The organism is Ahrensia marina, from assembly GCF_042140245.1.
GTDB lineage: Bacteria > Pseudomonadota > Alphaproteobacteria > Rhizobiales > MH13 > MH13.
The window spans coordinates 1,504,762-1,523,311 of sequence record NZ_CP159483.1 but is presented as its reverse complement, the minus strand read 5'-3'; the positions used below and the strand labels follow the sequence as shown (position 1 = coordinate 1,523,311).

General features: G+C 57.5%; 16 protein-coding genes. 6 read left to right on the top strand and 10 right to left on the bottom strand.

What is annotated here, in order from left to right:
- The first annotated feature begins 52 nt into the window (after positions 1-52).
- The 3 genes from ABWH92_RS07490 to ABWH92_RS07480 all read left to right on the top strand — a co-directional run bounded on the left by ABWH92_RS07490 (position 53) and on the right by ABWH92_RS07480 (position 2,739).
- Entirely contained in the window at positions 53-517 is a 465-nt protein-coding gene (locus tag ABWH92_RS07490) for a MarR family winged helix-turn-helix transcriptional regulator (RefSeq protein WP_375573549.1), read from the top strand.
- 65 nt (positions 518-582) lie between these two features.
- The gene (locus ABWH92_RS07485; RefSeq protein ID WP_375573547.1) at positions 583-1,545 is read left to right on the top strand and encodes a DMT family transporter; all 963 of its coding nucleotides are present in this window, start codon (positions 583-585) and stop codon (positions 1,543-1,545) included.
- A 12-nt stretch (positions 1,546-1,557) separates the two neighbouring features.
- Entirely contained in the window at positions 1,558-2,739 is a 1,182-nt protein-coding gene (locus tag ABWH92_RS07480; protein ID WP_375573545.1) for a pyridoxal phosphate-dependent aminotransferase, read from the top strand.
- Here the strand turns inward: ABWH92_RS07480 and ABWH92_RS07475 are convergent.
- The 10 genes from ABWH92_RS07475 to ABWH92_RS07430 form a co-directional block, all read right to left on the bottom strand.
- Complete coding sequence (locus ABWH92_RS07475; protein WP_375573544.1) at positions 2,736-3,227, bottom strand: hypothetical protein; 492 nt, start codon at positions 3,225-3,227, stop codon at positions 2,736-2,738. The genes ABWH92_RS07480 and ABWH92_RS07475 overlap by 4 nt on opposite strands.
- The gene (locus ABWH92_RS07470; RefSeq protein WP_375573542.1) at positions 3,224-3,802 is read right to left on the bottom strand and encodes a permease; all 579 of its coding nucleotides are present in this window, start codon (positions 3,800-3,802) and stop codon (positions 3,224-3,226) included. Before ABWH92_RS07470 ends, ABWH92_RS07475 begins: the two co-directional genes overlap by 4 nt.
- Positions 3,802-4,701, bottom strand: coding sequence for a DMT family transporter (locus tag ABWH92_RS07465; protein WP_375573540.1), 900 nt, complete (start codon positions 4,699-4,701; stop codon positions 3,802-3,804). The genes ABWH92_RS07470 and ABWH92_RS07465 overlap by 1 nt, the downstream gene beginning before the upstream one ends.
- 80 nt (positions 4,702-4,781) lie before the next feature.
- On the bottom strand, positions 4,782-5,582 hold the full coding sequence (locus tag ABWH92_RS07460; protein WP_375573538.1) for a ChbG/HpnK family deacetylase: 801 nt from the start codon (positions 5,580-5,582) through the stop codon (positions 4,782-4,784).
- The gene (locus tag ABWH92_RS07455; RefSeq protein ID WP_375574210.1) at positions 5,560-7,812 is read right to left on the bottom strand and encodes a TRAP transporter permease; all 2,253 of its coding nucleotides are present in this window, start codon (positions 7,810-7,812) and stop codon (positions 5,560-5,562) included. The genes ABWH92_RS07460 and ABWH92_RS07455 overlap by 23 nt, the downstream gene beginning before the upstream one ends.
- A 244-nt stretch (positions 7,813-8,056) precedes the next feature.
- Positions 8,057-9,046: a TAXI family TRAP transporter solute-binding subunit gene (locus ABWH92_RS07450; RefSeq protein WP_375573536.1), complete on the bottom strand. Its 990-nt coding sequence runs from the start codon at positions 9,044-9,046 to the stop codon at positions 8,057-8,059.
- Positions 9,047-9,292: 246 nt separating this feature from the next.
- On the bottom strand, positions 9,293-10,681 hold the full coding sequence (locus ABWH92_RS07445; protein WP_375573534.1) for a sigma-54-dependent transcriptional regulator: 1,389 nt from the start codon (positions 10,679-10,681) through the stop codon (positions 9,293-9,295).
- Positions 10,678-12,546, bottom strand: coding sequence for an ATP-binding protein (locus ABWH92_RS07440; RefSeq protein WP_375573533.1), 1,869 nt, complete (start codon positions 12,544-12,546; stop codon positions 10,678-10,680). Before ABWH92_RS07440 ends, ABWH92_RS07445 begins: the two co-directional genes overlap by 4 nt.
- A gap of 29 nt (positions 12,547-12,575) precedes the next feature.
- Positions 12,576-14,093: an MFS transporter gene (locus ABWH92_RS07435; protein ID WP_375573531.1), complete on the bottom strand. Its 1,518-nt coding sequence runs from the start codon at positions 14,091-14,093 to the stop codon at positions 12,576-12,578.
- 146 nt (positions 14,094-14,239) lie between these two features.
- The gene (locus ABWH92_RS07430; RefSeq protein ID WP_375573529.1) at positions 14,240-14,740 is read right to left on the bottom strand and encodes a hypothetical protein; all 501 of its coding nucleotides are present in this window, start codon (positions 14,738-14,740) and stop codon (positions 14,240-14,242) included.
- A 320-nt stretch (positions 14,741-15,060) separates the two neighbouring features.
- Between ABWH92_RS07430 and ABWH92_RS07425 the strand changes: the two genes are divergently transcribed.
- The 3 genes from ABWH92_RS07425 to ABWH92_RS07415 all read left to right on the top strand — a co-directional run bounded on the left by ABWH92_RS07425 (position 15,061) and on the right by ABWH92_RS07415 (position 18,544).
- The gene (locus ABWH92_RS07425) at positions 15,061-15,783 is read left to right on the top strand and encodes an SDR family oxidoreductase (RefSeq protein ID WP_375573527.1); all 723 of its coding nucleotides are present in this window, start codon (positions 15,061-15,063) and stop codon (positions 15,781-15,783) included.
- A 313-nt stretch (positions 15,784-16,096) separates the two neighbouring features.
- Positions 16,097-17,119, top strand: coding sequence for an amino acid ABC transporter substrate-binding protein (locus ABWH92_RS07420; RefSeq protein WP_375573525.1), 1,023 nt, complete (start codon positions 16,097-16,099; stop codon positions 17,117-17,119).
- A gap of 204 nt (positions 17,120-17,323) precedes the next feature.
- Positions 17,324-18,544, top strand: a complete 1,221-nt coding sequence (locus tag ABWH92_RS07415; protein ID WP_375573524.1) for an amino acid ABC transporter permease — start codon at positions 17,324-17,326, stop codon at positions 18,542-18,544.
- The last annotated feature ends 6 nt before the right edge of the window (positions 18,545-18,550 follow it).

Genomic DNA, 18,550 nt, shown 5'->3' with positions numbered 1-18,550 from the left:
CTACAGTACTTCTGGGTGATATACTCAACTTGTGTGGTATAAGGGGGCGCAAATGTCATTTAACCAACGCAAGACGGTTACCTATCGCTTGGTGCAAGCGTCAAAGGCTTACCGTCAACGTGCGGCCAACATTCTTTCAGAACTCAACCTGCATCCAGGGCAAGATCAGATCTTGAAAGCCCTTGCAGGGGGGGATGGCCAAACCATGGGTGCACTTGCCAGTGCACTATCGGTGCAACCACCAACGATTACCAAGATGGTCGTACGCTTGGGGACCCAGGGCATGGTCGAACGCCGCCCAAGTCTGGACGATGGTCGTTCATCAAAAGTCTTTCTAACCGAGAAGGGCAGCCAACTCATTGGTGACTTGGACACCCGCCTGAAACGCATGGAGCAGGAAGCACTTAAGGGCTTTGAGGACAAGGACCGGAAGCGCTTGCGAAAGGCGCTTATCCAGCTGGAGAAAAATCTCAGCGCAGACACAGAGGATGATCCCGCCTCATCAGAAAGCCCGTAAGAGAGGCTGCTTACCAGGAAGCTGAAGCAATAGACCTGGCGATGAGGTGGTGATAGGCAGCTGCTATGAGTGCACCCCCCGCTGATACGCGCGCCGCCAAAACCTCACAAACGCTGTCCACGCCGCTTGCCGCAATTACCTTGATGGTGATTGCCGTTGGCTTGTTCGGGTTTTTGGATGCAACCGCCAAATACCTCGCCCAAAGCTTGCCGGTCCTTCAAGTGGTCTGGATGCGGTTCGTCATGCACGTGGTGCTGGCCGTCTTCTTCTTGCGTTTGTGGCAAGGCTTCGGACGCTTTGCCACCAAGCGTCCAGTTTTACAGATAAGCCGCGGTCTTTTTCTGCTCGGCACGACGGTCTTCAATTTCTGGGCGCTGCTTTATCTGCAACTGGCCGAGACCGCGTCGATCATGTTTGCAGGGCCGATCGTCGTGGCCGCGCTGGCGGTGCCACTTCTTGGCGAGAAAGTCGGACCACGACGCTGGGCCGCCATTTTGGTAGGTTTCATCGGCGTTCTTATCGTTACCCGACCGGGCCTGGATGGCCTGGGTTGGCCAGCGCTTATTTCAGTCGGCGCGATGGTGAGCTTCGCGCTCTACTCCTTGGCAACCCGCGTTCTGGCCCAGACAGAGAACGAAGAGGGCCTGGTGCTCTTCACAGCGCTGGTTCCAGCCCTGGCTTTAGCGCCATGGGCCATTGCGGTCTGGCAATGGCCAACAGATGCGTTGAGTTGGTCACTGATGCTGGCCACCGGTATTTTTGGCGGTGGCGGCCATTGGCTGCTGATCAAGGCTCACCAAGGAGCGGGAGCCTCAACGCTTGCGCCCTTCATGTACACGCAAATTGTTTGGATGGTCTTGCTTGGCTGGTTGGTTTTTGCCGACATTCCAACAGTTTGGACCATACTCGGCGCTGGGATTATCATAGCATCCGGCCTCTACCTGCTCTATCGCGAGGAGGTGGTGCGGCGACGCGAACAAGCCCATTCTGGTGCTGGAACAACAACCTCACGAGACCTTCCTACATGATGCAGGCCCACCATGATGCACACCATTCAAGCCTTTGACCGCATCGGCGAAGAAAACGCTTTTGCCGTACTCGCACGCGCCCAGAAGCTCGCCGCAACCGGACGGTCCGTGATCAATTTGGGCATTGGTCAGCCTGATTTCTCCACACCTGACCACATTGTCGATGCTGCGGTCAAAGCACTGAAGGACGGCCATCACGGCTACACCGATGCGCGCGGCATCCCGGCGGTACGCGAAGGCGTAGCGCGGTACACGAAAAGCCGTACTGGCGTTGAGATTTCACCCGACAATGTGCTGATTGTGCCCGGTGGCAAGGTGACCATGTTCACGGCCATCTTGATGTTCGGCGAACCAGGCGCAGAAATCCTCTATCCCGATCCGGGCTTTCCCATTTACCGTTCAATGATCGAGTTCACCGGCGCTAGACCCGTGCCCATTCCAATCACGCAGGAGAACGGGTTCGCCTTCAAAGCCGATGATGTGCTCGCCCGCATCACGCCCGCCACACGCCTGATCATCGTGAACTCACCCGCCAACCCAACGGGCGGTGTGACACCCAAGGCGGAGATCGATGCGCTGGTAAAAGGGTTGGAAGCGCATCCAGATGTGGCGATCTTGTCCGATGAAATCTATGAGCGCATGACGTACGGCCCGGACGGCCCAGCCGATAATCATGTGTCACTGCTCACCTACCCGTCGATCCGAGACCGCCTGATCCTGCTGAACGGCTGGTCGAAAACCTGGGCGATGACTGGCTGGCGCATGGGCTGGTCGATCTGGCCTGACGGGCTCTATGACAAAGCGCGCAAGCTGGCGGTCAATTGCTGGTCCTGCGTCAACGCCCCGGCGCAATGGGCTGGGCTTGCCGCCCTCGACGGCCCACAGGACGCGGTTGATACCATGATGACCGCCTTCGCCAAACGTCGGCGACTGGTTGTCGATGGCCTGAATGACCTTCCAAATGTTTCCTGCATTGAGCCAGAAGGCGCATTCTACGCTTTTCCCGACATCTCAAAAACCGGATGGCAGGCAAAAAAACTGGCCCACACGCTGCTCGACGAAACAGGCGTGGCCCTCATCGGTGGCCCTGACTTCGGCACTCTGGGCGAAGGGTTTATCCGGGTGTCCTACGCGGCCTCAGCCGAGCAGATTGAAGAAGCGTTGGGACGGATCAAAAGCTTCTTGGAACGTTAGACCAAAAGTGCCATCACCAAGCCGGTCAAGATCGGCACAGGTGCTGAGACGATCAGCCGTTCGATGATGACTTTCTTCGGGACGGTCGCAAGCTCCCAGATCAACAAGCGGTTGAGGCTGACCAGCGCCCATGCCGTGACATAAACCACCACGATGGGCACAGAAGCTCCCGCTTTGATGGCGGCCGCGCCAAGTGCAAACCCAACCACCGGCCCACCAGGCGTCAGCACGCCGATCACATAGGCAATGGCGTATCCTGATGCTCCCGCACCATCACCCAGATAGGTCTCGGCAAGCTCCGGCGGCAGCAGAGCAGCGACAAACCCAGCCCCCAAAATGCCGACCGTCAGCGCCGGTAGGATAGCCAGAAACTGATCCCTGGCCTCGGTGAGGCCCTCGCCGACCAACGCTTTGTCGCGCCGCGCTGCCATAACAATCATCACCACGGCGATGACGTAGAGCAGAAGTGCAAACCCCAGAACGATCATTCACCGATCTCCGGCCGCGGCTTCTTTTTATCGGCAGCGCGCTGTTCTTCCGTGCGTCCCGGCAACATGCGTGCAGCCAACCCACACAGGATGGGTACAGGCAAAGAAATCAGCGTGCGCAGAATGACGAACTCCGCCCCGAAAAACGACAGTTCCCAGACGATCGCTCGATTGATCCCAATGGTCAGCCAAGCGGTGATAAACGCAATCGTCGAGCCGCGATCAGCACCGGACAGATAAAGCGCGGTGGCAATCGGAAAGATCGTCATCGGACCGCCGGGAATGATCGCACCGGCCAGCGTTGCCACGAACAGCCCTCTTAGCCCGGAGCGTTCGCCAATCCAGCGTGCTACCACTTCTTTTGGCAGAAGGATGCGCAAAAACGCAGCGACCAGAACCCCGGCCGCCACCTTCGGCAGTACCGTCAGCCAAAGCACGGCATCATCACGCAGGATCTGGGCGAACCGCTCCCACCCATCGCGCACGTAAACGCCGATGGCGGCTCCAACCGATAGCACCAGAATGAATAGAAACCCCACATCCTTATGCAGCGGTTGGCGCTTGGGTCCAGCCATCAGGCAACCACCACAATGAGCACGATGGAAAACCCAATCAACACGATACCGGCAACCTCGCGAACGCTCACCGGCTCCTTGAAATAGAACCAGCTGGTGAGGGTGGAGAAGATTAATTCCACCTGTGCCAATGCTTTGACCAAAGCTGCCGTCTGCAAGGTGAGTGCGGTGAACCAACCGATGGAACCAGCAACACCGGCCAACGCCACCAAGCCACTTTCGCGCCAAAGCCCAAGTGTTTTCATGACCTGTCCCGGCTCTCGCCAACGCAGCCAAATTGCCATGATGAGCGTTTGAACCAGTGTCGCCGCTGCCAAGGTCCATCCAGCACGGACAAAGGCACTGGAGTCTCCCAGAGACAGCGACGCGCCTCTGTAGCTTACCGACGCGATGGCAAAGCCAGCACCAGCGGCCACGCCAAACAAAACCGCCTTGTCCGCCAAGTTCAGCGCCCGCAGACCATCTTCACGGCGCTTGAACACCATCAACGCCACGCCTGCCATGCCAACAACGACAGCGATGACACCCCACAGTGAAAGCAGTTCACCCAGCACAATGGCGGCGAAGACAGCCGCCTGCAGCGCCTCCGTTTTTGAATAGGCCGTACCGATGGCAAAGGGTCCATGGGCGAAGCTGGCAAGCAACAGATAGGTCGCACCAATCTGCGCCACTGCACCCGATAGCAAGAACGCGACAAACGTCAGCGACGGCACCCCAGGCGTCCAGCCCGTCACGCTGGAAACAACCAGCGCATAACCAAGCGCCAATGGAAACGCGAACACAAACCGCGCAAACGTCGCCCCGCCCGTGGAGAGCCTGCCGGTCAGTTGCTTTTGCAACAGCGACCGCAGGTTCTGCAAAAACGCAGCGGCGATGGTGATGGGAATCCAGAGAGGCATATGGTGACGGTCTATCACCTCATACCTAGCCCACGCCATGCCCCGGCAAGCATGGCTGCCATTCAGCTGGTGTGCCCGGCCTAATTCTCGCTCACGTCTCGGTAACTGATCAGCTCAATGCCATAGCGAGCGGTCGCCTCGATGACATTTGGATCAGTAAGAACGGCAAGACAACTTGCTCGATCCTCAGCAACATCTTCGTATTCGTCATGACCATGGCCACGCAGCTCATCGGATAGCACAGCGGGATGATCCACGAAGATGGATGGACCCTCAGTGAGGCCCGCGAGCATCTGGTTAAACGCCTCAACACGTGGCTCGGCATCGCGCGGAAACGGCTGGTACCCTACAACACGCGGCAGATCGTCAGTACCAAGCGGATCGTCCTTCAACCCATACTGCTTGGCCAGCGCTCGCACCATGGCGCCCAGACTTGCATCGATATCCTCAAAATGCCGGGTCATGTGAGAGCTGATATGGCTGGCCTGAGGAAACAGACGCTTGCCAAGTTCGACTTGGGCACGAAACTCTGCTTCGATCTCGTTCAAGTTCCAGGCACTCGCCTGGAAACGGGGTCGAAAAAAGCCGTGACCGTCCACCAAGCTCGGCGCATGCGTGAGCGGGCGCCATTTCACGCGATCCCATTCGCTCGTCAGCGTCAAATGGACGCCGATATCGACGGCTGGCAAGCGCGCAAATCGCTCAGCCGCATCGCACACCCAAGCGCCAGGCATCATGACTTCGATCGAGCGGGCAATGCCTTCGTGCACGGCAAGCTCGCAACCCTGATTGGCCGCGAGGCTTGTACCTGCATCATCAACGCGAACAAGAAGCTTGGCGTTGGTGGTTGTCAGGGCTTCACTCCGCCGGTTTTGGGACATCCTCTTTTGGCGCGTCCCCTTTGGGCTCTTCCTTGCCAGCGCTCAAACGCGCCAGGAAGATACCGCCACCAGTAAGAACAGCACCCACAACATCAGAGATCAAGCTGCCTTCAATGAGGAACAGCGCCGCGATCAAGAACATGATGCGGGGCACCTGCGGCAAACGACCGGTAAAGAAGAAGCCTTGGACGCCGCCAGAGAGAAGACAGACGCCAACGGACGCCGTGATCAAGGCGCGCCCAATTTCCACCCATGTCCCATCAGCCAGCAGCGCCGGATTGTAGAAGAACATGAAGGGCACGATGAACGCGGCCAGACCGATCTTAAACGAGGTCACCGATGTGCCCATCGGATTGGCGCCGGATATCCCCGCCGCCGCGTAACTTGCCAGCGCCACGGGCGGCGTAATCGCCGACACCACCGCATAGTAGAACACAAAGAAATGTGCTGTCAGCGGGTTGATACCGAGCTGAATAAGGCCAGGCGCAACCACCGATGCCGCCACCGCATAGGCGGCCGTTGTCGGCATGCCCATACCCAGCAGGATGGAAATGCACATGGCAAAGAACAGCGCCAAAAGCTGGCTGGTGTCCGCCAAGCCCAAAAGCAAGGATGAGAACCGTGCTCCAACGCCGGTCAGCGAAATCACACCAACGATAATGCCAGCACAGGCACACACAGCAATGATCTGGATCGACATCACGCCAGCCAGGTCAAAGGCTCGGTAGATGTCGCGCGGCGTCATCTTGTTGGGCGAAAGCCAGGAGACCACAGCCGCTGCAGCCGTCGCCAACGTGCCGGCGCGGATCACCGAGTAACCCATGAAGAGCGCCACGATCAAAATGATGATCGGCAAGAACAAGTAGACGTGCTTGGCCAGCTCTTTGAACTTTGGCAGCTCATCCTCGCGCATGCCGCGCATGCCAAGTTTGCGAGCTTCGAAATCGACCATGAAGAAGATCGATCCGAAATAGAGGATCGCCGGGATCACCGCCGCCAGAGCGATTTCTGTGTAGGGAATGCCCGTGATTTCGGCCATGATGAACGCACCAGCGCCCATGATTGGAGGCATGATCTGCCCGCCGGTCGAGGCTCCCGCTTCAATCGCGCCTGCGGACTTGGGCGGATACCCAACTTTCTTCATCAGCGGAATGGTCAGCGAGCCCGTCGCCACCACATTGCCTGCCGATGTGCCGTTGATCATGCCCATCAGACCGGAGGCAAAGATCGCCACCTTCGCCGGGCCACCGCGTGAGCGACCAGCTGCCGCAAAGGCGAAGTTGACGAAATAATCGCCCACTTTGGAGGCCTGCAGGAACGCGGCAAAAATGATGAACAGGATGATATAGGTCGATGACACCGCGGTCGTCGGTCCAAGGATACCGGCGTCGGTGTACACCTGGCTAAAGAACCGCTCCCAAGTGATATCGGGCGCGTTCAGGAAGCCTGGCAGTTTGTCGCCGACAAACACGTAAATCAGGAACACCACCGCGATAACGATCAGTGTCAAACCAGCCACACGGCGGGTCAGTTCCATGATCAAAAGCGTACCAGCAACGGCAGCAATCGACATACCGATCGGCGCAAACGGCGTGCCCGTCGCATTGCGCATCGCGGTGCCATAAATGGTGATCAGATAAGTCGCGACGGCGATGCCGCAGATGGCAAGCACAAAGTCAGGTGCGGAAAAGTGGTGGCGCGGCAGTCGGTGCGCCCAGCCGATACCAATCGCACCAACCGTTGCGACCAGGAGCGGCACACCGAAATGATAGATTTCGCGATTGCGGATCGTTGCGTCGATGCCATTCCACATCGCACCGCCAGCGATTTCATTGGCAAAGCTAATGGCTGTGTAAAGCGCGTAAAGCGCAGGCAGGGCGAGCGCATAGGACAGATAGCCAAGCATTGTGGTTGGCTTGCTGTCATCGCGGTTGAACGAGCCACCGGCATAAAGCAGAAAGCCAAGCACCAAGGCGCCTGCAATGTGCAGAATACGGAAGTTCCAGGTTTCTAACGGGAACTGCGGCAGGAATGGAATGTCGATACCAGTCCATGCCGAGATCGAAACGCCGTTGAGGGCGGCCATATGGAAAGCGGCGTAAAAGGCTGAAACAAACGCAATGACTTTGAGCCCATGGCCTTCAAACAGGCGCCGGTTGCTTTCAACTGGCTCTTCATCCACGCCTTCGGCAATGACCACAGGGTCATGCAGCACGGGCTGGGCCACCATCGCGGCCTCATGGATTGCCTCATCGCTCATGCGATCAGGATGGTCATCACCCTCAACGGGTTTCTTGTCACTGCCTGAAGTGTCGCTGTCTGCCATGTCCCTAAAGGGTCCCCTGCCCACTGTCGTGCGGCGCTCCAGGTCTTGCTGCCCGGCTTCGAACCTCACGCGTTGACGCATCATGCGTCGAGATAGGAAACGGGCCGCCTTTGACAGGCGGCCCGAAAGTATTGGCCTTAGGCCAAGCTTACATTGATGAGTGGATCATGTCGTCGGCAATATCGGCGCCGGCGTTCTCTTCAAACCACTGAGCAGCACCTGGGTGCCACATCATCACGGTGTTTTTGTCCCAGTTCTCAGGAACCGTCGTACGTGCAGCACGGTGAATGTTCACCATCCGCTCATTGTCCGACATCACCGTGTCCACGACTGCGTAGACAAAGCTTGCAGGCAGATCGCAGTTGGCAATGGCAAAGTTCCACATGGAAACCGAACGAGCGTCAGCTTCAAGCGTGGTGTACGTGTCAGCTGCGATGTCAAACTGCGAAACCGGGAACGCTTCCATGATGGCAGCCTGTTCCTCTTCGGTGAACTCAATGATGTTCACATCCGTTTGCACTTCCAGCTGAGAAACAGCAGGCACCGGAACACCAGCAGCGAACGCGATGACGTCAAGCAGGCCATCCTGCAGCTGCGAGCCAAGGTCAGACCAGCCGCCATTGCGGCGATCAAAGTTCACACCCAGCTCTTCCATCATACGTGGGAAGTAGGTGTCAGAGGTCGAACCAGCAGGGCCGAAGCCGATGCGTGCGCCATCAGGAATGTCAGCAACCGACTCAATGCCCGAAGAGGACAGTGCCGTCACGGAAAATGGCGTCTGATACATCGGGAACATCGCGCAGGCATTGGTCATTTGCAGACCAGGCGCGATTGGGTTGGTGCCGTTGATGGATTCAGCAGCTGGGCCCATTGTGGTCATGCCGAACTGAGCATCGCCAGTGTGCACCAGCGCCATGTTCTGCATTGGGCCACCGGTGACTTCACCGCCGCCGGAAATGCCAAGCTCTTCAGCAACAAGGTTTGCCCAGCCTGAGCCGTAGGCAAAGTATGTGCCGCCCTGTGAGGCCGTGCCCACAGTGAAGCTTTCAGGCCAGCCTTCACGGTCCTGAGCAACAGCAGCGCCAGCAACAGCAACCGAAAGAGCTGCAGTGGTGGCAAGAAAAGTAGCAAGTTTCATCGAAGAATATCCTCCCGTTAAGCCGATGATGTCGGCTTTTCGTGTGCAATGTCACACGCGTTCTTATCTCGGTCGGACATGGGTGCATGGCAACCATGAAAAGAACAGGCGCGACGAAAGCGCGGCTTTTCTGCATGGCAGCTATGCACTACGCAACAATTGCCTGCGATTCCAGCAGCGCTTCAGCAAGCTTTTTCAGAAAATGGGTGGATTCGGTAACATCGCCCGATTTCCGTGGGTTGGTTTCTACCCACCAGCCTGGTCAGGTGAGCCACTATGTCGAAAATCGTCGCGCGAGAGATCGTATTTGCGCATCTTTTCATAGAGAGATTTGCGCGAAATTCCCAAGGCTTCGTAAGTCGCTTTGAGGTTTCCGCCATGAGCGGCGATGGTCGCGGCAATCAAGCTTTTCTCGTAGGCAGCCACTTGCTGCGCCAATCCTTTTGAGGCGCTCTGCAACCCGTCAGCCGGTTCGTCTGCCGCTGGATCAAAGTCCAAATCAAGATCCAGATCGAGCACGAAGCGATCAGCGGCGTTTCGTAACTCGCGCACATTGCCCGGCCAAGATCGCCGAGCCAGCGACGCCAGAAGGCGGTCTGGCACCACCCGAACGGGACGCTTGTAACGGACGCTCGCATCGTGAACGAGTTGAATGAAAAGGCGTGGAATGTCCTCACGGCGTTCATCGAGCAGCGGCATGCGGATGTGCAGCACGTTGAGACGATAATAAAGATCGTCACGAAAGGTACCCGCCTCAACAGCCTTTTCCAGATCGCTTTTGCTGGCAGCGATGAACCGCACATCCAGCTCCACCGGATCATTTGACCCCAGTCGTGTGATAACACGGTTTTGGATCGCGTGCAGAAGCTTGGCTTGCAGCCGCATCGGCAGACTGTCGATCTCATCGAGAAACACTGTCCCGCCGCGCGCATGTTCAAAGCGCCCATAACGCGCGCGGGTGGCACCTGGAAACGCCCCGGGCTCATGGCCAAACAACTCACTATCGATCAGTTCCGAAGGCAGTGCGGCACAGTTGATGTGCACAAAGGGACCGCTGGCGCGGGCGCTTGCCATTTGAAGCGCGCGCGCCGCCACTTCCTTACCGGTGCCCGTTTCACCAACAATCAAAACGTCAGCATCGGTTTGGGCAACCGCACGAACCTGCGCACGCACAGCAACCATCGCCTCACTGCGCCCGGCAAGGCGGGCTTCTATCGGACCGCGCCCAATCACCTGGTTGCGCAGCAACCGGTTCTCTAAGGTGAGGCGACGTTTGTCGAGCGCACGGTTGATGGAGTCGACCAGAACGGCGGGAGCAAAGGGCTTCTCGATAAAGTCATAAGCACCGTCCCGCATGGACTGAACGGCCAGTTCCACATCGCCATGGCCTGTTACCAGGATCACTGGAAACTCTGGATCAATCTCCAAACAGCGCCGCATCAAGGTCAGGCCGTCCATGCCCGCCATGCGAATGTCGGTCACCATCACGCCCGCGAAAGCGCGTCCAACATGGGCCAAAGCAGCCTCGGCATCGGCGAAACAGCGGGCGCTAAGATCAGCAAGGTCGAGAGTCTGCGCCGCTGCCAGGCGAAGTTGCTCTTCATCATCAACGAACAGAACCGTCTCATCGCTCATTCGGCAGCCATCCCAGCTGACGATGGAGCCTCGGCGGCCAGCAGTTCAATGGAGAACTCAGCACCACCCTTCTTGCGGTTGCGCGCGCGTAACCGTCCACCGAAATCCTCAACAATGTTGTAGGAAATCGAGAGGCCGAGCCCGAGGCCCTTGCCGGGACTTTTGGTGGTGAAGAACGGATCGAACAACTGCGCCAGAGCCTCATCTTCCAGCCCTTCGCCGCGATCACGCACATGGATCAACACGCGCTGTTCATCGTCTGCTTCGACAGCCAGTTCCAAGGGCGGTGTCGGCATGCCCTCCATGGAATCGAGCCCATTGTTGAGCAAGTTGATGATCACCTGCTGCAACCGCAGCTGTCCGCCCATCACCCAGATAGGCCGCTCTGGTGGCTGATAGGCAACCTCTGCGCCCGTCTTCTTGAAACGAGCCTCCATGAGCGCCATCGCATCATCAATCGCGTGCAGCACATTGACCGGCCCAACATCCTCTTGAGGGCGGCGCGCAAAATTGCGCAGATGACCCGATATCGCCGCCATCCGATCTGCCATCTTGGAGATACGCGAAACATTCTCCCGCGCATCGGACGGGCGGTCACGATCAAGAAACGTCATGGCGTTGTCAGCGTACGTCTTCACCGCCGTGAGGGGCTGGTTGATTTCATGCGAGAGCGCTGCCGACATTTGCCCAAGCGCTGCCAGCTTCCCGGCCTGCACCAACTCATGCTGAGTCTTTCGCAACCGCTGCTCTGCTGTCCGCCGTTCCTCTACCTCAACCCGCAGATTGGCGTTGGCTGCATTGAGATCAGCCGTGCGCTCATCAACGCGACGCTCCAACATATCCTGGGCAGCGCGCTGCGCTTCCATACGCTCCATGATACGCGCACGCCGCTGCAGCAAACTCATCAGAGCAAGTCCGACAAACAAAACGAACAGCACAAAGACCATGAGCGCCGTCAGCGCTTGCGCTTTGGCAGGCCCGGCAGGAACAAGAATGGCAACACGCCATCCCACATCCTCGATCAGGGTGGATGCGGTAACAAAATCTTCGCTCCTGCCTTCGTCTTGCACACGCAAAAAGCTCAGCGCGTCGGTCAGCGGTTCACGCATGGTGGTCAGCGGCGTCAACTCCTCCAGCGGATATTGCTGGGTGTCAGCCACTTCGGCCAGCACAGCAGGCGAGAGGTCAGAAAGCGTGCGAAAGTGCCAGGACTCTCGGCTCGACATAAACACAATGTCATTCAGGTCGCTGACAATGATGTCGTTCAGGCCGCCACGCCAGGCATCTTCAAACGCATCAACGGTGAACTTCAGCGTCAACACACCAATCACCGTCTCATCTTGCCAAACGGGCGCAGAATAAAAGTACCCACGCTCCAAGGACGCGGTACCCAGCGCAAAGTACCGCCCCAGCCCACCGACGACCGCCTGGGTGAAGTAAGGCCGGAACTCATAACTGCGACCAAGAAAAGAGCGCTCCTTAAGGTAGTTGCTGCTCGCAATAGTCAGGCCGTCGGTGTCCAGGAGATAAACATCGGAGGCTCCCAAAGCCTCAGCGGTGATACGCAACTCCTCATTGATCTCGTTTTGCAGCCCACCATTCTCAGGCTCAGCCAAAAGCCGCGCCAAGACAGGCCGCTCACCAATCAGGCCCGGTAGCGGTTCAAAGCGTTGCAGGGCACCGCGCAAACCTTCCACGGACAAGCGTAAAGTGGCCAAGCTCTGCTCGCCCGCGCGCACCAGGAACAAGCGTTCAACAGTTGGCAACGCCGCCAAGCCGAGCGCAATCACCACCAACAACCCAAGTGCCAATCGCCCGCTGTCAGATTTGAGAAAGCGGCGCCCCGATGAAACCTCTGCCATCATTCAACTATGCGGTGGTTGGTTCATATTGCCTAGCTGGCTTTTCGTTCTGGCTTAACGAACACAAGCACAAGCACAGCACTAAGAGCTGCCAGGCCAAACGCGATCCAGGCAAGCAGGCTGTAAGCTTCCAACGAGGCGACCGTGTGCAACACCTGGTCATTGAGGGTAAGGCCTTCCTCTCCAGGTACGGCAAAGCCTGGCAGTCCATCGGCGTTGCCATACGCCATCGCGCCAAGTGGTGCGAAAGCTGCTACGGCGAACAATCCCCCTGCCCGCGAGACGGCATTGTTAATGCCCGAGGCAACCCCAGACTGGCTGTCGCTGACCGCGTTGATGATGGCGGTTGAAAGCGGTGGGATACAGAGCCCCATGCCAAGGCCCAAAACCACCAGCGATCCACCAACGAGAAACAAAGAGCCCGTGCCTGCTGCAAGACTTGTCAGCCAGAACGATACCCCAGCAATGCCGGCACCGACCGCGAGAGGCAGTCGCACGCCGATCTTGTCCACCAGAGCACCAACCCGTGGTGTGATCAACGCCATCACAGCGGTGAATGGCAGAAAAACAGATCCCACAGCCAGTGCTGAAAAGTCATAGGCACTCAGCAATGTGACGGGCAGGAAGAAAAGCAAACCGCCCAGCGCCGCATACAGCAGAAACGTGGCCGCATTGACGGCGGAAAAACCCGGCGCGCTAAACATGCCAAGAGGCATCATCGGATCGGGTGAACGGCCCTCGTGCCAAAGGAAGAGCCCGCACGCCACCAAACCTAAGACCACCAGGGCAACAAGAACCGGCGTGCCAAGGACTGCAGAACCAGGTGCGCCGCCTTCACCCATCAGGGTCAGCGAGAAGGCAAGCAATCCAAGGGCGGCGACGGCCAACACCGCTCCTAGCCAATCTAGCTTTTGCGCCAACGTCCGGTGCGCATCATCTGGAACACGGGCCCACAACAACCAAAGCGTGGCGGCGGCGAGCGGTAGATTGATGTAAAAAGTGGAGCGCCATCCAAGCGCATCAACCATCGCACCGCCTATGATCGGGCCGATGGCGGCTGAAACGCCCGACGCCGCCGCCCAAATGCCAACCGCGCGACCACGCTCTTCGCGCGGATAGTAGGTGGCGATAAGCGCCAGCGAAGACGGCACCATCAGGGCCGCACCAAAACCTTGAACAACCCGTGCAGTGATCAGCTGGCCACCATTGAGCGCGATCGCACAGGCCAGCGATGCCAGCGCGAAAATCGCAATACCCAGACCGAAAACCCGCCGGCGACCGAATACATCGCCTGCACTCCCGCCGACCAGTATAAAGGCCGTGAGAACCAGCGTGTAGCCGTTGACCACCCAACTGATGGTTGCCAGCGAGGCGTCAAGGTCTGCACGAATGGCCGGTGCGATAATTGCGACAATGGTGCCGTCTATGAAGCCCAGGGTGGAGCCAAGAATGGCCACCACAAGCACGATGAGCTGCTGGCGTTTGGAACAGGCGACATGGCCAATATCGGCAGGCGCTGCAACGGCGCCCTCTTGGGTAATCCCGCGCATCAGTTAAGCGCCCTTGTTGATCACTTTGGACGCAAAGGTAGTACGCCTAAGGCCAGCTTCCAAGCGGCGATGTCACCACCACCCGGCACAAAAAAACCCCGCCCATGCGGGCGGGGTTTTTCACAATCGAACCATGGCACTGTTGCTCAGTAGCGCTCAGAAATTTGTAGCGTTGCTGGAATGCCGCTGCCGCGATTGTAAGAGCCGATCCAAACATCATACTGGCCAGCAGGTGCATTGGCGATGCGCAACTGCGCGCCCAAATCGACACCACCATCATCGTCGAAGTACCATTCGCCCGACGGTCCGTTGACCAGGAGAACAGTGTCGATGTTGGACTGAATGATAAAGGTAAGGGCTGACGCGCCGCTCGTGCGGTACTGAATACGATAATCAGGACAAGTCGCCACCCAACCCCAAGCACCGATACCGCAGTTTGAGACATCATTGCCGCCGCCAGCGGTCACATTACGGTTCCAAGGGTCAGGCAAAAACCCCTCGGTCAGATTCACGGTGCCAAAATGCGGGCTTCCCTGCCATGTTGGACATGCGGCATGTGCGTCATTCACAAAGGCAAAAGAGGCGCCAAATGTGACGGTGGCAAGCGCCATAACGCCGCCCAGTGCGGATAAGAAAATGCGTTTCATGTTTGTTTCCCTAGTATGACGCCGGGCGTTTGATCCAACCCGGCACTCCCCCCAAAACCCCAACATAGAAAGTCTTGCAAGGTGGCATGTCAAATATGGCCTGATCACACCACGCGCACGCACTGGATGAGCCAAGCACTACCAAGCACAAGCCGATCGGCCGGTTTGTGATATCTGTCACACTTTTCCAGTGCGCAAATCAAAGCTCACATTCGGGTTAACGCTCAGTGCTGAGGCAACCCATCGCACTTGCCAAACAAAACGCGTCGCGCACGTAGAAATGTCGAAACACTTGTCCCTAAACCTGCCAGGCCAACGCGATGATTGAAACGCAGCCCTTCTCGTCTTTTCCAGCCGATGGTTTGGCCATCATCATCGGCACCAATGGTGGCATTGGCGCACAAGTCGCTGCTCAAATACGCGCCAGCGGTCACTTTGCCGATATGATCGGCACATCACGCACTAGCGCGCCTTCGCTGGACATCACACGCGAGGATGACATCAAAGCACTTGCAGATACGGCCAGCGCAAGCGGACATGACCTTCGCTTGGTGTTCGATGCCACTGGCTATCTCCACGGACCCCATGGCGGTCCGGAGAAAAGCTGGTCGGCCATTGATCCCGAGGCCATGGCCTATCAATTCCGCATCAACACCATTGGCCCAGCCCTTCTGCTCAAGCACTTGCTGCCGCTGTTCCCACGCAAGGGCAAAGCGGTGTTTGCTACAATTTCCGCCAAGGTTGGCTCCATTTCCGATAATCAGCTGGGCGGATGGTACGGCTATCGCGCAGCCAAAGCGGCACTCAATCAGATCGTTAAAACCGCCTCGATTGAGTTGGCCCGGAAACGACCAGACGCGATTTGCTTGGCACTGCATCCAGGAACGGTGGCAACGCCTCTGTCCGATCCTTTTGCAAAGCAAGGCGTAAGACTTCAAAAGCCAGAAGAATCCGTAGCGTCAATGCTATCAGTCATCAACGCAGCAAGTGTAACGCAGTCAGGCAGCTTGATGTCTTACAATGGTGATTCGCTTCCTTTTTGAACTGGCTAAGAAGACCGGTGCAACAGCGGGACCAACACCCTGATTTGCATTCTCGCGCCCTTGCCCAGTGCTTACGCTTTGCGCAGCGGGGCAAAATAAGCCTGCATTTTGTGCGGTGCACAGCCCTTGAGCACCCCCAACCCCTGTGTTAGCCCTTCGTATCCTTTTGCTGTGATGGACCGAGAACACTCGGCCTCCAGTGTGAGGGTGGCACGTGTCCGCTGAGGGGTTGGGCAACAGACCAAGGGAATTTGTTTTGGTTGATCGCCAAAACTCCTGACTCGTGTCTGCGTAAACAAGGGAAGGACCAACAATGAAAAAACTATCGATCGCTGCAACAGCAGCATCGGCTATCGCGCTGACCGTATCAGCGATGCCAGCTCAAGCAGGCGACCAGCTTGATGCGATCATGGATCGCGGCGAGTTGATTTGCGGCGTGAACACCGGCTTGGCCGGTTTTGGTATTGCTGACAGTCAAGGCGTATGGACTGGCTTCGATGTCGACTATTGTAAGGCTATGGCCATTGCGATCTTCGACGATTCCAGCGCCGTTCAATATGTACCGCTTTCCTCCGTGCAGCGCTTCCCCGCCCTGCAAGCAGGTGAAGTTGATATTCTTTCGCGCAACACAACCTGGACGCTAACCCGCGATGCATCGCTGGGCGCAACCTTTGCTGGCACTTGGTTCTATGACGGCCAGGGCTTCATGGTCCGCGCAGAAGATGGCATTGAATCGCTCGAAGACATGGACGGCGCATCGATCTGCGTTGAGTCCGGCACCACCACTGAACTCAACCTGGCCGACGTGTTCGCTGCTCGCGGCATCAGCTATGAGCCTGTACTCTTTGAAGCGCTTCAGGAAGTTCTCACAGCGTTCTTCGAAGGTCGCTGCGATGTGTACACCACAGATGCTTCGGCATTGGCTGCTGTGCGTACCGCAAACGCACCAGACCCAGATGACTATGTGATCCTCCCAGACCTCATCTCAAAAGAGCCGCTTGGCCCAATGCTGCGCCGCGGCGATGATGAGCTCTATGCGATTGCACGTTGGGTTCTTTTCGCTGCTCTGGAAGCCGAAGAGAAGGGCGTAACGTCTGAAAATGCTGCAGATCTTGTGAGCAGCTCGTCAGACCCAACCGTTCAGCGCCTGCTTGGTGCATCTGGTGAAATGGGTTCCCTGCTTGGTCTGCGTAATGACTGGGCTTTGGACATCATCACCGAACTCGGAAACTACGGTGAAATGTACGAGCGCAACATCACGCCGCTCGGTCTACCACGCGGTCTAAACGCGCTGTGGACCGAAGGGGGCATTCAGTACGCTCCGCCGGTTCGCTAAGACGGCAATTTGGACGGGCCATGGTGCACACGCACTGTGGCCCGTTTCCTTTTCCAGCCTGAAGACTTCGATGCCTGAGCAAGAATCAACGCTTGCCATTCATCACATAGGTCATTCTGGCCAATGCGTATCGCGCTGACATGACGAACGACCAAACGTTCGCGGGTCCAAAACAGCGCACAGGGAACAGATTCGAGATCACGCATGACTGATCACGCGCACAGCAGCGCAGGATTTCCGGAGCCATCGGCCCCGAAACCCAAAGCCGCGCCGAAAACCAATCTTCTATACAGCGAAAAATTTCGCGCCATCATCTATCAAGTCGTGCTTATCGCCGTTGTCATCGGCATTGGCTTCTTCTTGGTATCAAACACGCTGGCAAACCTTGCGGCGCGCGGCATCCAGTCCGGCTACGGCTTTCTCGATGTACGCGCTGGGTTTGATATCGGCGAAGCGCTGATCGACTACACCAATGATGACACCTATGGCCGCGCCCTGCTGGTCGGCATTCTGAACACGATCAAGGTGGCTTTCTTCGGCATCATTCTGGCGACGATCGTTGGTGTAATCATGGGGATCGCCCGCCTTTCCTCCAACTGGCTGGTGGCCAAATTCGCTTCCATCTATGTCGAGGTTTTGCGCAACATCCCACTGTTGCTGCATCTGTTCTTTATCTACGGCGTGCTGATCAACATCCTGCCGCGACCGCGCGACAGTTGGACCCTCTTCCCAGGCGTCTTCCTTTCCAATCGCGGGCTGAAATATCCCGTGATGGCAGAAGACCCCATCTGGCTTTGGGTGTTGATCGCCATGCTTGTCGGCGCAATCGGCGCCTACTTCTTGGCACGTCGCGCAGACCAAAAGCAGGCCGAGACAGGCAATCGTCCCAAAACACTGCTGCCCTCGCTCGGCCTCATCTTTGGTCTTGGCATTGTGGTGTGGTTCATTGGCGGCGCTCCCACCGAGGTCAATGCACCAGAATTGCGTGGCTTCAACTTCCGTGGCGGTCAGTCACTTTCACCAGAATTTCTGGCGCTGCTTCTTGGCCTGACGATCTACACCAGCGCCTTTATCGCGGAAATCGTGCGTTCCGGTATTCAGGCCGTGAATTACGGTCAGACCGAAGCGGCGAAGGCCGTTGGACTCAACCCGGGGAACACACTGCGCTTGGTGGTGCTGCCTCAGGCATTGCGCGTGATCATTCCACCGATCACCAGCCAGTATCTGAACCTGACGAAGAACTCCTCACTGGCGATTGCCATCGGCTATCCAGACCTCGTGTCTGTCGGCAACACCGCTCTCAACCAATCAGGTCAAGCGATCGAAATCATCGCTGTTTTCATGACCGTTTACCTGTCTCTGTCGCTCATCACCTCGTTGTTCATGAATTGGTACAACGGGCGCATTGCGCTGACAGAACGCTGAGCGGGG

What these genes read in the sequence shown, in the direction of transcription:
- ABWH92_RS07490 (WP_375573549.1), top strand. Translation starts at nt 53, where the DNA reads ATGTCATTTAACCAACGCAAGACGGTTACCTATCGCTTGGTGCAAGCG.
- ABWH92_RS07485 (WP_375573547.1), top strand. Translation starts at nt 583, where the DNA reads ATGAGTGCACCCCCCGCTGATACGCGCGCCGCCAAAACCTCACAAACG.
- ABWH92_RS07480 (WP_375573545.1), top strand. Translation starts at nt 1,558, where the DNA reads ATGATGCACACCATTCAAGCCTTTGACCGCATCGGCGAAGAAAACGCT.
- ABWH92_RS07475 (WP_375573544.1), bottom strand. Translation starts at nt 3,227, where the DNA reads ATGATCGTTCTGGGGTTTGCACTTCTGCTCTACGTCATCGCCGTGGTG.
- ABWH92_RS07470 (WP_375573542.1), bottom strand. Translation starts at nt 3,802, where the DNA reads ATGGCTGGACCCAAGCGCCAACCGCTGCATAAGGATGTGGGGTTTCTA.
- ABWH92_RS07465 (WP_375573540.1), bottom strand. Translation starts at nt 4,701, where the DNA reads ATGCCTCTCTGGATTCCCATCACCATCGCCGCTGCGTTTTTGCAGAAC.
- ABWH92_RS07460 (WP_375573538.1), bottom strand. Translation starts at nt 5,582, where the DNA reads ATGTCCCAAAACCGGCGGAGTGAAGCCCTGACAACCACCAACGCCAAG.
- ABWH92_RS07455 (WP_375574210.1), bottom strand. Translation starts at nt 7,812, where the DNA reads ATGGTGGCCCAGCCCGTGCTGCATGACCCTGTGGTCATTGCCGAAGGC.
- ABWH92_RS07450 (WP_375573536.1), bottom strand. Translation starts at nt 9,046, where the DNA reads ATGAAACTTGCTACTTTTCTTGCCACCACTGCAGCTCTTTCGGTTGCT.
- ABWH92_RS07445 (WP_375573534.1), bottom strand. Translation starts at nt 10,681, where the DNA reads ATGAGCGATGAGACGGTTCTGTTCGTTGATGATGAAGAGCAACTTCGC.
- ABWH92_RS07440 (WP_375573533.1), bottom strand. Translation starts at nt 12,546, where the DNA reads ATGATGGCAGAGGTTTCATCGGGGCGCCGCTTTCTCAAATCTGACAGC.
- ABWH92_RS07435 (WP_375573531.1), bottom strand. Translation starts at nt 14,093, where the DNA reads ATGCGCGGGATTACCCAAGAGGGCGCCGTTGCAGCGCCTGCCGATATT.
- ABWH92_RS07430 (WP_375573529.1), bottom strand. Translation starts at nt 14,740, where the DNA reads ATGAAACGCATTTTCTTATCCGCACTGGGCGGCGTTATGGCGCTTGCC.
- ABWH92_RS07425 (WP_375573527.1), top strand. Translation starts at nt 15,061, where the DNA reads ATGATTGAAACGCAGCCCTTCTCGTCTTTTCCAGCCGATGGTTTGGCC.
- ABWH92_RS07420 (WP_375573525.1), top strand. Translation starts at nt 16,097, where the DNA reads ATGAAAAAACTATCGATCGCTGCAACAGCAGCATCGGCTATCGCGCTG.
- ABWH92_RS07415 (WP_375573524.1), top strand. Translation starts at nt 17,324, where the DNA reads ATGACTGATCACGCGCACAGCAGCGCAGGATTTCCGGAGCCATCGGCC.